Consider the following 13365-nt stretch of genomic DNA (forward strand, 5'->3'; position numbering starts at 1 on the left):
CCTGATCTGCCTCGGGGCCCGCGGCGGATCGGACCTCGACGCCGGGGCGTTGGCATGGCGGTGAAGCTCCCGGTGTCCGCCAAGGGACCGCTCGGGCCGGACGATCCGAGCCGCCCGCTCGACGCACTTGAGGCGGAGGCCGGGCGGCCCGGCCTCCGGGAGGTCTAGGCGGACGGTGTCCTCACCGGCGGCGTCGTCGAGATCGCCGTGGTCGCCGTGGTCGGCAGGACCTCCCTTGCGCCGCCCCGGAGTTGATCGCACGGCCCGGGCTCCCCTGGCCTCCCGGGCCGCCTTCGTCGTCGGAAACCGGTGCGAGGATGTGGGCATCTGGGACGGGCGGAGCGGGAGGGGTGGCGCGGTGGGCGTGGGGGAGGAGCCGGCGGCGCCCGTGGGGCGGCGGGCCAGGGAGGTCTGCGAGCGGAGCACGCGGCTGTACGAAGCGGCGCGTGCCGTACTCGACGATCACGCCCGCGCTCTGGAGGCGGTGCGCTCCGCCCTGGCGCCGCTGAAGGACGAACTGGTCGCCCGCGAACTGGAGTCCATCCCGGTGGCCCGGCTGAAGGACGCCACCGAGGGCAGGCTGCGGCTGGCGGCCGTGGAGGCGGCCGGGTTCACGACGGTGCGGGCGGTGCACGAGGCGAGCCGGCACGAACTGCGCCGGCTCCCCGGGGTCGGCGCCCAGACCGCCGACCAGGCCCTCGCCGCCGCCCACCAGATCGCGGCGGCCGTCGCGGAGACCGTCTCCGTCCGCATCGACGTCGACCGCCCCGAACCCCGCACCACCGCCCTGGTCGTCGCCCTGCACCGGCTCGTCGAGGCCGGACCGGAACTGCGCAGGGCCGTCGACACCGCCGGGCGACTGGACCGCGAACTCGCCGAGTTGCTGCCCGCCGCCCGCCCCGCCACCGGCCGGCTCCGTCTGGCACTCGCCGGCCGGTCCCGCAGGGAGGCCGCCCTCGCCGCGACGACCCGGCTGTCCGCGCTGGCGGCCGAGGCGGAGTCGGCGGGCACCGGGCTGGAACTGGCGCAGGCCTCGACCGACCTGCTGCGCGGACCGGCCTCCGAGATCGAGGCCTGGGTCGACTTCGAGCTGCGCTCCGCGGAGTACTACAGCCAGCTCGCCGAGGTCTCCGCCCACCGTACGGACGAGGCGGCCGCCGAGGGCTTCCTGCCCTCGGAGGTGGCCGAGCGGGTCCGCGCCCAGCCGCTCGACGACACCCACCGCCGGGTCTCCCTGCGCGGCTACCAGTCCTTCGGCGCCCGCTTCGCCCTCGCCCAGCGCCGCGTCGTCCTCGGCGACGAGATGGGCCTGGGCAAGACGGTCCAGGCCATCGCCGCGCTCGCCCACCTCGCGGCCGAGGGGCACACCCACTTCCTGGTGGTGTGCCCGGCGAGCGTGCTGATCAACTGGACGCGGGAGATCCGCTCCCGCAGCACCCTGCGGCCGGTGCCCGTGCACGGCCCGGACCGGCAGGACGCGTACGCCGAGTGGCGCGAGCGCGGCGGCGTCGCCCTGACCACCTTCGACCTGCTGCACACCCTGCCCGCGCCGGACGGCGACGGGCCCGGGATGCTCGTCGTGGACGAGGCGCACTACGTCAAGAACCCCGACACCCGCCGCGCCAGGTCGCTCGCCGCCTGGACGGGAACCTGCGACCGCGTGCTGTTCCTCACCGGAACCCCGATGGAGAACCGCGTCGCGGAGTTCCGCACGCTCGTCCGCCAACTGCGGCCCGACCTGCTCCCCGGCATCCGCGACAGCGACGCGGTCGCCGGCCCGCACGCTTTCCGCAGAGCCGTCGCCCCCGCCTATCTGCGCCGCAACCAGCAGGACGTGCTCACCGAGCTGCCGGCCGTGCTCCACGTGGACGAGTGGGAGGAGTTCGGCGCGGCCGACGAGGACGCCTACCGCGCGGCGGTCGTCGCGGGGAACTTCATGGCGATGCGCCGGGCCGCCTACGCCGCCCCGGAGAAGTCCGCGAAACTGCAGCGGCTGCGCGAACTCGTCGCGGACGCGGAGGCGAACGACCTGAAGGTGGTCGTGTTCTCGTACTTCCGCGACGTGCTCGCGGCGGTCGGGTCGGCCCTGGACGGCACGGCTCTCGGCCCGATCGCGGGCCACGTGCCCGCCGCCCGCCGTCAGCGCCTGGTCGACGACTTCACGGCGGCCGACGGCCACGCGGTGCTGCTCGCACAGATCGAGGCGGGCGGCACCGGCCTCAACCTCCAGGCGGCGTCCGTGGTGATCCTGTGCGAACCGCAGGTCAAGCCGACCCTGGAGCACCAGGCCGTGGCCCGCGCCCACCGCATGGGCCAGGTCCGCCCGGTCCAGGTGCACCGCCTGTTGTCGCCGGGCAGCGTCGACGAGCGTCTTCTGCGCATCCTGAACGACAAGAGCCGCCTGTTCGACGCCTACGCCCGCCGCAGCGACACCGCCGACGCCACCCCGGACGCGATCGACGTCTCGGACGCCGACATCGCCCGCCGGATCGTGGAGGAGGAGCAGCGCAGACTGGCGGCCGAACCGGCCGGCTGACCGTCAGATACCGTCCACCCAGGCCACGGTGAACGGCTCCTCGGGCACGCCCGGACCCATCGGGCCGCCCTTGTCGAACTGCGACCGTACGACCAGCAGCCGGCCGTGGAGCCGGGCGAGCGTGGTCGGGACCTGCAGCGCGGAGTCGGTGAACCGCCGCTCCAGCCGCGCCGAGGAGCCGTCCCCGGCCAGCCGCCACCGGCTGAGGGCGTCGACCGCGTTGTGCGCGGCCCACAGCGTGCCGTGTGCCAACTCCAGGCCGTCACCGTGGGTCAGGTCGCCGCCGTGCAGGGCGACCTGGCGCACGGCGCCGCTCGCGGTGTCCACTCGGTAGAGACCGCCGTCGGTCATGCCGACGACGAACAGGTACCGGCCCGACGGATCGACCACGATCCCGTTGAGGAACAGGCCGTCCGGGGCCGCCACGCCGCTCAGGTCGTAGGCGGCGTCCAGCGTCGCGCCGCCACGGCGGGCGCGGGCGAGGTCCGCCGGGGTGACACGGTAGACCACGGGGCGGGAGCTGTCGGTGAGGTAGGCGGTGCCGTCCGGCCCGATCGCCAGGTCGTTGACGAAGGACGGGTCGGCGCCGGGGACGGTGAGCCGGGCGAGCGGTGTGCGGCCGGGCAGGTCGTACACGTCCACCCCGGCCGTGGAGTCGATGACCCACAGCCGCCCGGCCCGGTCGACCTTCAGGCCGTTGGCGGTGGTGCGGCCGTCCGCGCCGGCCGCGAGGAAGACCTCGGCGGCGCGGCTGCCTCGCGCGGCCCGGTACACCGCGCCGGTCCTGTACGAGCCGACGTACGCGTCGCCGGTGCGCGGGTCGAGTGCGATGCCCTCGGGATAGGCGCGGTCGTCGGGGAGCGTGAACGCCGTGGAGATCCGCGGCGCGGCGGCCGCCCGGGCCGGGCCCGCCACGGTGACGGCCAGTGCCGCGGCGGCGGTGCCGGTCAGAAAGGTACGGCGATGGATCGAACGGGACACGTCGGTGCCTCTCACTTCGGATACTCACTACCTTCAAGACCCGAATCTAAGTTAGAACTCTAATGCCCGTCAATGTATTAATCACACAGCGTGATCTCATCGCAGAAAGAGGCCGTTACCATGCGCAGATGACGTCCATGCCCGTGTCCGAGCGCCTCGGCTCCCACATCAAGCGGGCCGAACAGGCTCTCAACGCGACGAAGGCCGCGGTCCTGAAACCCGCGGGCGTGACCGTCGCCCAGTACTCGGCGCTGCTGCACCTCTCCGGGAACCCCGGCATCTCGGCGGCGGCCCTGGCCCGCCTGTGCGGCGTCACCCCGCCGACGATGAACACCGTCCTGAACAACCTCCAGGACCGCGCCCTCATCGAGCGCACCCCGCACGAGTGGCACAGGAACGTGCTGGAGACCCGCCTCACCGACGCGGGCCGCGCGGTCATGGCCGACGCCGACGCCCGCGCCGTACGCGTGGAGCGGGCGCTCGCTGCCGAGTTCACGGACGAGGAACGCGCCGCCCTGGCGGGCCTGTTGGGGCGGTGCGTGGAACTCCTGGAGAGGGAGCGGCCCTAGGCCCTAGCGATACTCCCCGGTGTCCTCCGGGTCCTCCTCCCGATACGGCTCCGGGTCCGTCACCCACCCTGCCGCCAGGACCAGCCGTGAGTGGCGGTGCAGCGCGAGGAAGCCGAAGGGGCGGTCGTAGACGGCCTCGACGACGGTGGTCGCCCAGCGGAGCCGCGGCATCGCGCCGCCCGCCAGGCCGAAGGCCGTCACCGCCGCCGCCTCGAAGCCACGGGCGTAGAACCGGGCCATCGCCGACTGCCGGGCCGACGCGACGAACAGCGGGTCGGCGCTGATGCCCGGGAAGGGGCCGGGTCTGCCGTCCTGCATCGCCGTAGCCAGGCCGAACACCTCGGGCCGCGCCAGCAGCTCGTGGTCGGCCGTCACCTCGAACGCCACGGTCTCCACGTCCAGCGACGGGGGATCGGGCGTGGTGGACCGCTCCTTCACCACGCGCAGCCCGGGCCCGGCCTCCCCGTACGGCAGCGCCGGCCCCGGCAGCACCGGACACCGGCGTGCCAGGACGTCCACGCCCGCCGCCAGGACCTGACCGGGCGTCATCCGCTCCTCCCCGAGCAGCAGATGGACGTCGACGGCGTTGTCGCCCAGCACCTTCAGCTCGGTGACGTGCCCCCACCGGGTGTCGGCCACACCGATCCGGTCCAGCACCTCGGTGCGCCGGCACAGCCCCAGCAGCGTCCGCCCGCACCACGGACCCGCCTCCGGCTCCGTCATGCGCTCCTGGAAGGGGCGCAGCCAGCGGGTCCGCAGCGCCAGCGCGCTCGCCAGCACCAGGTCGGTGTCCTCACGTACCGGCAGCGGAATCGCCTTGATGAGCCCGCCCGTTCGCTCGGCCGCCCACGCGTCCAGCGCCGCCTTGTCGGCCACCGGGTCGGCCGTGAGCGCGCCGTGCGCCCCGACGGGCAGCCCCGCCTCCCAGCGCTCCCGCAGTTCCAGAGTCCGCCGGGTCCACAGCCCGAGCGCGCTGTCGACCCCGCGCATCGCCCCGAGCGCCCCGAGCAACTCCCGTGCCGCCGGGCCCGTCTGCCCGTCGGGCACGCCCAGCGCCTCCACGAGCTCCGTCCGGGCCGCACCCCCGGCCCCGTCGGCCAGCAGACCGAGCAGCGGCCACACCCCGGCCGCCGAGAACACCGTGCCGGCCGGCGCCACCGCCGCCCACCGCGCGGTCAGGTCGTTGACCGCCCGGATCGTCCGATTCGTGATCCGCATTCCGCCCCCGTCAGCCCCGCGCTTACCATGCGCCCAGCCGTACACCGCTCCCGCCGCCGCTCCCGCAAGGCCGGTCGCCGCGTACGTCTCCGCACCCCTCCGCGCAGCTCCCGCCGCGCCGCCCGAACCAGGAGCACGGTACCCGTGTCCATACCGCCGCCCCCGGAGCCCCACCAGCCCCAGGAGCCCCGCACCCCCGCGCAGCCGCCGTACCCGTACCAGCCCTGGGGTCAGGGCTACAGCCCGTACAACCGCCCCGCTCCGGTCAACTCCCTGGCCATCGCCTCCCTGGTGCTGGGCATCCTCTGCTGCGTCCCCGCCCTCGGGCTGCTGTTCGGCCTGATCGCGCTCGGGCAGATCCGCAGGAAGGGCGAGCGGGGCAAGGGCATGGCGATCGCCGGGTCGGTCCTGTCGTCGGCCGGACTCGCCCTGTGGGTCCTGCTCCTGGCCACGAACGGCATCTCCGAGTTCTGGTCCGGCTTCAAGGAGGCCGCGCACGACCACGGCAGCGCCTACACCCTCACCGAGGGCGAGTGCTTCGACGCGCCGGACGGCTCCCTGGAGGGGGTGGCCTACGACGTCGACAAGGTGCCCTGCGCCGGACAGCACGACGGCGAGGTCTTCGCGGCCTTCAAGATGCCCGGCACCGCCGCCTACCCCGGGGACGAGAAGGTCACCGACGTCGCCGACACCCGCTGCTACGCGCTGCGCTACTCCTACGCCATGGACGTGTGGGCCGTGCCCGACGACGTCGACGTGTACTACCTCACCCCGACCCGGGAGAGCTGGCGCTACGGCGACCGGGAGGTCACCTGCGTGTTCGGCAGCACCGAGGACGGCGGGAGCCTGACCGGCTCGCTGCGCAACGACAGGCGGTCGCTGGACGCCGACCAGATCGCTTACCTCCAGGCCGTCGACGTCGAGAACAAGGCCCTCGACACCCAGCCCGTGGACGACCCGGACGACGATCTGCGGGCCGCCACGGACTGGGCCGTGCGGATGGCGGGGGCGCTCGCCGAGGAGTCCCGCCTGCTGCGCGGCCACACCTGGCCGGACGGTGCCAGGGGCCCGGTCGCGGCCGTCGCCAAGGAGGTGGAGACCATCCGCGAGCAGTGGACCCGGGCCGCCGCGGCGACCGACGCGGACGGCTTCTACACCGCCTACGACCGGATCATGGTGCTGTCGACCCCCGGCAGGTCCGTCACCGCCCGCAAGGCTCTGGGTCTCGCCACCACCCCGCCCTCGGGCGGGGCCGGCGACGGCGGAAGGGACGGCGGGGGAGACGCTTCCGAGCTCGAGGTGTGAACGCGGCCATAGCGGGGAGAAAGTGCCTGCGTAAAGCCCTCACCCGATACATGTCATCACATCGAGTGATTCCCTGGCCTTTGCTTGCATGGCGGAACCCACGGTTGCCAGGCTGTTGCTGTCTGTACAACCTGATGGGAGTGGCCAGTGACTTTCGGTGAGCAGCCGGCGTACTTGCGTGTCGCGGGTGATCTCCGCCAGAAGATCGTCAACGGTTCACTGCCACCGCACACCCGTCTCCCTTCCCAGGCGAGAATCCGCGAGGAGTACGGCGTCTCGGACACCGTCGCCCTGGAGGCGCGCAAGGTGCTGATGGCCGAGGGCCTGGTGGAGGGCCGCTCGGGCTCGGGCACGTACGTCCGCGAGCGGCCCGTGCCCCGCAGCATCGCCCGTTCCGGCTTCCGTCCGTCGGGCGGCGCGACGCCCTTCCGGCAGGAGCAGGCCGACGGGGAGTCGCGCGGCACCTGGGAGTCCCGCAGCGAGCAGGCCGAGGCGGGCGGCGCGATCGCCGAGCGGCTGGCCATCAAGCCCGGCGACCGGGTGATGTGCACCCGGTACGTCTTCCGGGAGGCCGGCGAGGCGATGATGCTCTCCACCTCCTGGGAGCCCCTCGCGGTCACCGGCCGCACCCCCGTGATGCTGCCCGAGGAGGGCCCGCTCGGCGGCATGGGCGTCGTCGAGCGCATGGCGGCGATCGACGTGATCGTGGACAACGTCACCGAGGAGGTCGGCGCCCGCCCCGGCCTCGCCGAGGAACTCCTCGCGCTCGGCGGCGTCCCCGGCCATGTCGTCCTCGTCGTCCAGCGGACCTTCTACGCCTCGGGCCGCCCCGTCGAGACCGCCGACCTGGTCGTCCCGGCCGACCGCTACCGGGTCGCGTACCACCTCCCGGTGAAGTAGCGCACACCTTTACGGCTGTTACCGCCGGAAGCGCCCCCTCGGGGACCCTCTCCGGCGGCGCTCACGACCGCCCGCATGCCGGTGGAATCTGGCCGTTCTCGCAGGTGGCCCCGTACCTGCCCGCAATGCCCCTGACCGGATGCGTCGCCCCGCACGGACGGCGCATCCGGCGTCGCGCGCCCCCTTCGGTCTGGCCGGTTGCGTACCTCTTTGTGAAAAGCCGTATTCGCTGCGTGAAGCGAAGGCGTAGGCTCGGGCATATGCGGATTGCGGTTTCCTTAGCGGGCGGGGGCGGTGGAGCGCGGTGAACGACGGCACGATCACTCTTCCCTGGCTCGTCATACGACAGGACGACAACGGCAATCGCTACCGAGTGGGCCGGTACGCGACCCGCGCCGAGGCCCAGAAGATCGCGGACAGCCTCGACGACCGCGGCCACAAACAGCTCTACTGGGTCGAGCGGATCGGCCCGAACGGAGCGAGCACGGTGCACTGATCCCCGGTGCCGTAGGCTCCCGCGCATGACGGATCGGATCGTGGTGGTGGGCGCGGCCCTGCTCGACGGCCCCCGCCTCCTGGCCGCCCGCCGCAGCGCACCCCCCGCCCTCGCCGGGCGCTGGGAACTCCCCGGCGGCAAGGTGGAGCCGGGCGAGACGCCCGACGCGGCCCTGGTGCGGGAACTGCGCGAGGAACTGGGCGTCGAGGCACAGGCCCTGGCGCGCGTACCGGGCGAGTGGCCGCTGAAGCCGCCGTACGTCCTCCAGGTCTGGACGGCCCGTCTCGTCCCCGGCTCCCCGGCACCCAAGCCGCTCCAGGACCACGACGCACTGCGCTGGCTCGGCCCGGACGAGATCTGGGACGTCGACTGGCTCGACCAGGACGTGGAGGCGGTCCGCGAGGTGACCGGCGGCTGAGCCGCGCACCTCCGCTACGCCGTTCGTGCCACCGTGCGCCGCACGGGACGGTACTCGCTCCTCGATATCGGGTATGTGCCCATTAACCCCAAGAAAACCTGACATGGGGTGAGCGTCCGGCCCGGGAAGTGATCGGCGTGATCGACACCGAAGGCGCCTGCGCCGAGTGGAGCTTTCCCGCCCGGCCCGGCGCGGTCAGAACCGCCCGCAGCGCCGTCCGCGGCCAACTGCACAACTGGGACCTGGACACCCTGGGCGACCTCGCGGCCCTGCTGGTCAGCGAACTCGTGACCAACTCCCTGCGGCACGCCACCGGCCCCATCGGGGTCCGCCTCGTCCGGCCCGCGGCCCTGCCCGGCGTGCTCCTGGTCGAGGTCTCCGACCCGCTCCCGGACCTGCCCCGTGAGCGCGCCGCCCGCCCCGAGGACGAGAGCGGCCGGGGCCTGCAACTGGTCGCCCACTCGTCCCGCCGCTGGGGCACCCGGCCCGGAGGCGCCGGCAAGACGGTGTGGTTCGAGCTGGCGGTGCCCGGATGAGAGTCCGGACGCTGTACGCGGCCGCCCGGGGTGTCGACCGCGGGACCGGGGCCTCGCGGACCGGTGGCGGAGAGTGTGGTTCGACGCCGTGTCCGCTGGTTAGAAGACTGGAAGTGTTGTCACGGCCGGGACCGAAAACCGCCGGGAACGTGCTGTGATCGTGAACACCGTGTTGCGCGGCGCCGTAGTGCTGGATACTGCGGGCAGCCGCCCCCGGTGACCGGTACCGGGCGCGGTGAGCTGGAGGGGACGGTTCGCGTGAGCGAGATACCAGCGAAGGCCACGGAGTCCGAGGACCCGTCGGACGGCGCGAGGAGGAGTGCCGCGGGCGATCCCGCGGCGGACATGTCCCGCGCTTCGACGAGCGGACCCGGGCTGTCCTCGTCACACAGGGCGACCCGCGACACCGGTCTCGGTGACGAACCCACCGCCGACGCCATGTGGCAGAGCAGCCCGCCCGGCTCGATCTACGACTACATCAAGGTCGCCTCCTTCTCCATCGGCCCCGACGGCCTCGTCGACCAGTGGAGCCTGCGCGCCGAGCAGCTCTTCGGCATCCCCGCCCGCCGCGCCCTCGGCATGGACCCCATCGAGGCGTTCGTCGACCCCGACCTGCGCGAGCAGGGCCAGCGCAAGATGGCCGAGATCCTCGACGGCCGGGAGTGGACCGGCGTGGTGCCGTTCCGGGCACCCGGGACGGCCGGGGAGGGCGAGAGGGAGGGCCTGGCCGAGGTCTACGTCATGCCGACGCGGACCGAGGAGGGCGAGAAGGCCGCCGTCTGCATCGTCGTCGATGTGCGCACCCTGCGCAGCATCGAGACCGACCTCGCCGCCTCGCAGTCGATTTTCGGTCAATCCCCCTTCGGCTTCCTGCTGATCGACCCGGATCTGCGGATCCGCCGCGCCAACCAGCAGTTCGCCCAGACCTTCGGCGGCGCCTACGGCAGCTCGCCCGAGGCCCACCGCGGCCGCGGCGTCCACGACTACCTGCGCAGCCCGGAGGCCGAACGCGTCGCCGCGACCCTGCGCCGGGTCCTGGAGACCGGCGACTCCATCACGGACATGCACGTCACGGGCTTCCTGCCGGGCTCGGAGGAACGCCGGCACTGGTCGGTCAACCTCTACCGGGTGCACAGCGGCTCCGGACGCCCCATCGGCATCGCCTGGCTCGGCATCGACATCACCTCCCGTCGCGCCGCCGCCCGGGAGGCGGCCGCCGCACGGCGCAATCTCGCCCTTCTGAACGAGGCCGGCGCCCGCATCGGCAACTCCCTCGACCTGGAGACCACGGCCCGCGAACTCCTCGACGTCGTCGTCCCCGGCTTCTGCGACCTCGCCACGGTCGACCTCTACCAGGGCCTGCTGGCCGGCGACGAGACCCCGCCGGGCCTCGCCGACGGCAGCGCGCAGCTGCGCCGGGTCGCCTTCGCCAGCGCGGTCTCCGACGCCCCCTTCATCGGCTCCGGACCGCCCGTCGCGGTCGGCGCCGTCCACCACTACCCCTTCAACTCGCCGTGCGCGGACGCCCTGCGCACCGCCCGCACCCAGCTGGTGCCCGCCGAGGAGGGCGGCCTCGTCCAGTCCACGCTGGCCGTCCCGATGGTCGCCCACGACACGGTCGTGGGACTCGTGCAGTTCGCCCGGACCAAGGGCAGTGAGCCCTTCGGCGACCGGGACCGCGATCTGGCGGTGGAGCTGGCGGCGCGCGCCGCGGTCTGCATCGACAACGCCCGCCTGTACCGCCGCGAGCACGAACGGGCCCTGATACTGCAGCGCTCCCTGCTCCCACCGGGCGACCCGGTCGCCGCCGGCCTGGACATCGCCTGCCGCTACCTGCCGGGCAACTCCTCCGCCGACCGCCCCAGCGAGGTCGGCGGCGACTGGTTCGACGTCATCGAACTGCCCGGCCACCGCACGGCCCTGGTGGTCGGCGACGTCATGGGCCGCGGACTGCGCGCCGCGGTGGCCATGGGCGAACTCCGCTCCGCGGTCCGCACGCTCGCCCTCCTCGACCTCGAACCGGCCGAGGTGCTCAGCGCGCTGGACGAGATCGCGCGGGGCCTCGGCGCTCCGGGCGGGGTCCAGCAGGCCACCCGCGCGGCCCGCCGCCCCCGTGAGGCGGACCTCTCCGAGGTGTACCTGGCGACCTGCGTCTACGCGGTCTACGACTCGGTGACGCGCCGCTGCACGTTCGCCAACGCGGGGCATCTGCCGCCGGTGCTCGTCGAGCCGGGCGAGGACGCGTTGATGCTGGACGTGCCGCCCGGGATGCCGCTGGGCGTGGGCGGGGAGCCCTTCGAGGAGGTGGAGGTCGAACTGCCCGAAGGCGCGCTGCTCGCGCTCTACACGGATGGACTGGTCGAAAGCCGCGATCACCCCCTGGACGAGGGCCTCCAGGCGTTCGTCGGCGCGCTCACCGATCCGACCCGTCCCCTGGAGGACGTCTGCGACCACGTCCTCAACACCCTCGACACCCACCACGGCGAGGACGACATCGCCCTGCTGATGGCCCGCGTCCAGGGCCTGCCGACCGACTCGGTCGGCGACTGGACGCTGCCGCGCGAGCCGCGCAGTGTCGGGCGGGCGCGGGAGTACGCGCGCGGACAGCTGCTGTCGTGGGACCTGGAGCCCCTCGTCGACACTACGGAACTGCTGGTCAGCGAGCTGGTGACGAACGCCCTGCGGTACGGCGAGGGGGAGATCCGGCTGCGGCTGCTGCTCGATAGGACCCTGGTGTGCGAGGTCTGGGACTCGGGGCTGGTGCAGCCGCGCCGGCGGCGCGCCCGGGACACGGACGAGGGCGGCCGCGGGCTCCAGCTGGTGGGGTTGCTGAGCGCGGCCTGGGGCTCGCGGCGGACCCCGCGGGGCAAGACGGTGTGGTTCGAACTGCCGTTGCCCGACGGGGAGACGGGGCTGGCGGACCCGGCGGAGGCGTTGCTGAGCCTGTTCTGAGGCGCGGTTCCGGTGCCCTGGCGAGTGCGGGTTCGTCGTGGCCGGTCGCGCAGTTCCCCGCGCCCCTAACGGGGCACCTGGGGCGGCCGGCCGATGTCCTGTTCCGCACGTTCCAGAGACTGGACGGCCAGGGGGTCGGCCGCCGGATCCTCGGTCAGGAGCAGGCGGCGGGCCTCCGCCAGATGGGTGCGGGCCTCGGCGCCCACCCGTCCCCGGTGCGTGGCGACGAAGTCGTCCGCGGTGGTGACGGAGTGCCGCGCGACCAGCCACGCGGCGGCCGACAGCACACCGTCCCGCGGCGGACCGGCCGCCCGCACGATGCGCCGCAGGGCGTCGAGCGGGTCGTACGGCCCGGCGATCAGGTCCTCCCGCACGCCGGTCAGCACCCGGTCGGCCGCGGGGTCCCGCCTCCCGGCGAGGGCCGCCTCGGCGCCCGTCAGCGTCGCCGGGACCAGGGACGCGGCCGCCGTCAGAGCCGCGGCGAGGCGGTCGACGCCGGTGACGAGCGACGCGGCCAGGGCGATGTCCTCCTCGGCGGCACGCAGATGCCGCGCGGCCTGCTCCGCCTCGCCCAGGTCGGAGCTCTGGCGGGCCTGGTTGAGCACGGTCGTGGCGGACACCAGCCGGTCCTTGGCCCGTTCCACGTGGCCGGCGACGGCCGCGGTCGCGGTGCGCCCGTAGCGGCCGGTGAGGTCGGCGACGGTCGCCCCGGCCGCCGCGGTACGGCCGGTGAGGTCCCGGAAGCGGGCCTCCGCGACCTCCAGCGCCGGCCCCAGCCCGTCGCCGTCCAGAGCGCGCAGCCGGTCCAGCTCCTCCCGCTGCGCGTCCAGGCGCCGGACCGCCTCCGTGCACCGCCCGACGATCCCGGCGAGCAGGTGCCGCCGGGCCGTGTCGTCGCCCGGGACCCCGTCGTCATACCGCTGGCGCATCCGGAACGCGGCGGCGAGTTCCGCCTCGGCGCCCTCCAGGGCCTGCGCGAAGGGGGCGACGGCCTCGGCGCCCGCCCGTTCCCCGGCGAAGTCGAGTTCCTCCCTGTCCGCCCGCACCCGGTCGTCCGTCTCGGCCAGCAACGCGCGCGTGCGTACGTCGAGTTCGGCGAGGTCGGGCAGGGCGGCGGGCACGAGCCGGGCCCCGGCGGGTTCCGCGCGGGTCCGGCCGTGGCGCGCGCGCCGCACGACGACGTATCCGGCGAATATCCCCGCCGCCCCGACGACGGCCAGCGGCAGCACCAGACCGGTGGCCGACGTCTCGTCCCGCGCGGCGCCGCTCGCGCTCGCGGCCGGCGGACGCGCACGGGTGTCCGGAACCGGGGCGCCGGCATTGATCGTCATTCCCGGCAACACCAGCCACACCACCCCGGCCAGTCCGCCCACCAGGGTGTGCACGACCCGCACGGATATGTGGGACGGCGAGGCCCGCCGCGGCCGCCCCCGGATCAAGGATGACGTCACCTT

11 protein-coding genes are annotated in these 13365 nt (G+C 74.0%); 8 read left to right on the forward strand and 3 right to left on the reverse strand.

Going from position 1 to position 13365, the window contains the following annotated elements:
* Positions 1–364 precede the first annotated feature (364 nt).
* Complete coding sequence (locus LN251_RS19190; protein ID WP_458245480.1) at positions 365–2536, forward strand: DEAD/DEAH box helicase; 2172 nt, start codon at positions 365–367, stop codon at positions 2534–2536.
* A gap of 3 nt (positions 2537–2539) precedes the next feature.
* Here the strand turns inward: LN251_RS19190 and LN251_RS19195 are convergent, their stop codons facing one another.
* Entirely contained in the window at positions 2540–3517 is a 978-nt protein-coding gene (locus tag LN251_RS19195; RefSeq protein WP_458245481.1) for an SMP-30/gluconolactonase/LRE family protein, read from the reverse strand.
* Positions 3518–3645: 128 nt separating this feature from the next.
* Between LN251_RS19195 and LN251_RS19200 the strand changes: the two genes are divergently transcribed.
* Positions 3646–4086, forward strand: a complete 441-nt coding sequence (locus tag LN251_RS19200) for a MarR family winged helix-turn-helix transcriptional regulator (protein ID WP_458245482.1) — start codon at positions 3646–3648, stop codon at positions 4084–4086.
* Between the two features lie 3 nt (positions 4087–4089).
* Here LN251_RS19200 and LN251_RS19205 read toward each other — a convergent pair whose 3' ends face one another.
* Entirely contained in the window at positions 4090–5304 is a 1215-nt protein-coding gene (locus LN251_RS19205; protein WP_458245483.1) for a serpin family protein, read from the reverse strand.
* 144 nt (positions 5305–5448) lie between these two features.
* Between LN251_RS19205 and LN251_RS19210 the strand changes: the two genes are divergently transcribed.
* The 6 genes from LN251_RS19210 (at position 5449) to LN251_RS19235 (ending at position 11911) form a co-directional block, all read left to right on the forward strand.
* Positions 5449–6609 carry a DUF4190 domain-containing protein gene (locus LN251_RS19210; protein WP_458245484.1) on the forward strand — a complete coding sequence of 387 codons (1161 nt, stop codon included), beginning with the start codon at positions 5449–5451 and terminating at the stop codon, positions 6607–6609.
* A 147-nt stretch (positions 6610–6756) separates the two neighbouring features.
* Positions 6757–7509, forward strand: coding sequence for a GntR family transcriptional regulator (locus LN251_RS19215; RefSeq protein ID WP_458245485.1), 753 nt, complete (start codon positions 6757–6759; stop codon positions 7507–7509).
* Between the two features lie 304 nt (positions 7510–7813).
* The gene (locus LN251_RS19220) at positions 7814–8005 is read left to right on the forward strand and encodes an SPOR domain-containing protein (RefSeq protein ID WP_458245486.1); all 192 of its coding nucleotides are present in this window, start codon (positions 7814–7816) and stop codon (positions 8003–8005) included.
* A gap of 25 nt (positions 8006–8030) precedes the next feature.
* A complete protein-coding gene (locus LN251_RS19225; RefSeq protein ID WP_458245487.1) occupies positions 8031–8423 on the forward strand; it encodes a (deoxy)nucleoside triphosphate pyrophosphohydrolase in 393 nt (130 codons plus the stop codon).
* A gap of 128 nt (positions 8424–8551) precedes the next feature.
* The gene (locus LN251_RS19230) at positions 8552–8959 is read left to right on the forward strand and encodes an ATP-binding protein (protein ID WP_458245488.1); all 408 of its coding nucleotides are present in this window, start codon (positions 8552–8554) and stop codon (positions 8957–8959) included.
* Between the two features lie 258 nt (positions 8960–9217).
* Positions 9218–11911, forward strand: coding sequence for a SpoIIE family protein phosphatase (locus LN251_RS19235; RefSeq protein WP_458245489.1), 2694 nt, complete (start codon positions 9218–9220; stop codon positions 11909–11911).
* 65 nt (positions 11912–11976) lie between these two features.
* Here LN251_RS19235 and LN251_RS19240 read toward each other — a convergent pair whose 3' ends face one another.
* The gene (locus LN251_RS19240; RefSeq protein WP_458245490.1) at positions 11977–13362 is read right to left on the reverse strand and encodes a hypothetical protein; all 1386 of its coding nucleotides are present in this window, start codon (positions 13360–13362) and stop codon (positions 11977–11979) included.
* Positions 13363–13365 lie beyond the last annotated feature (3 nt).

This window comes from Streptomyces sp. MAI_2237 (genome assembly GCF_054189285.1).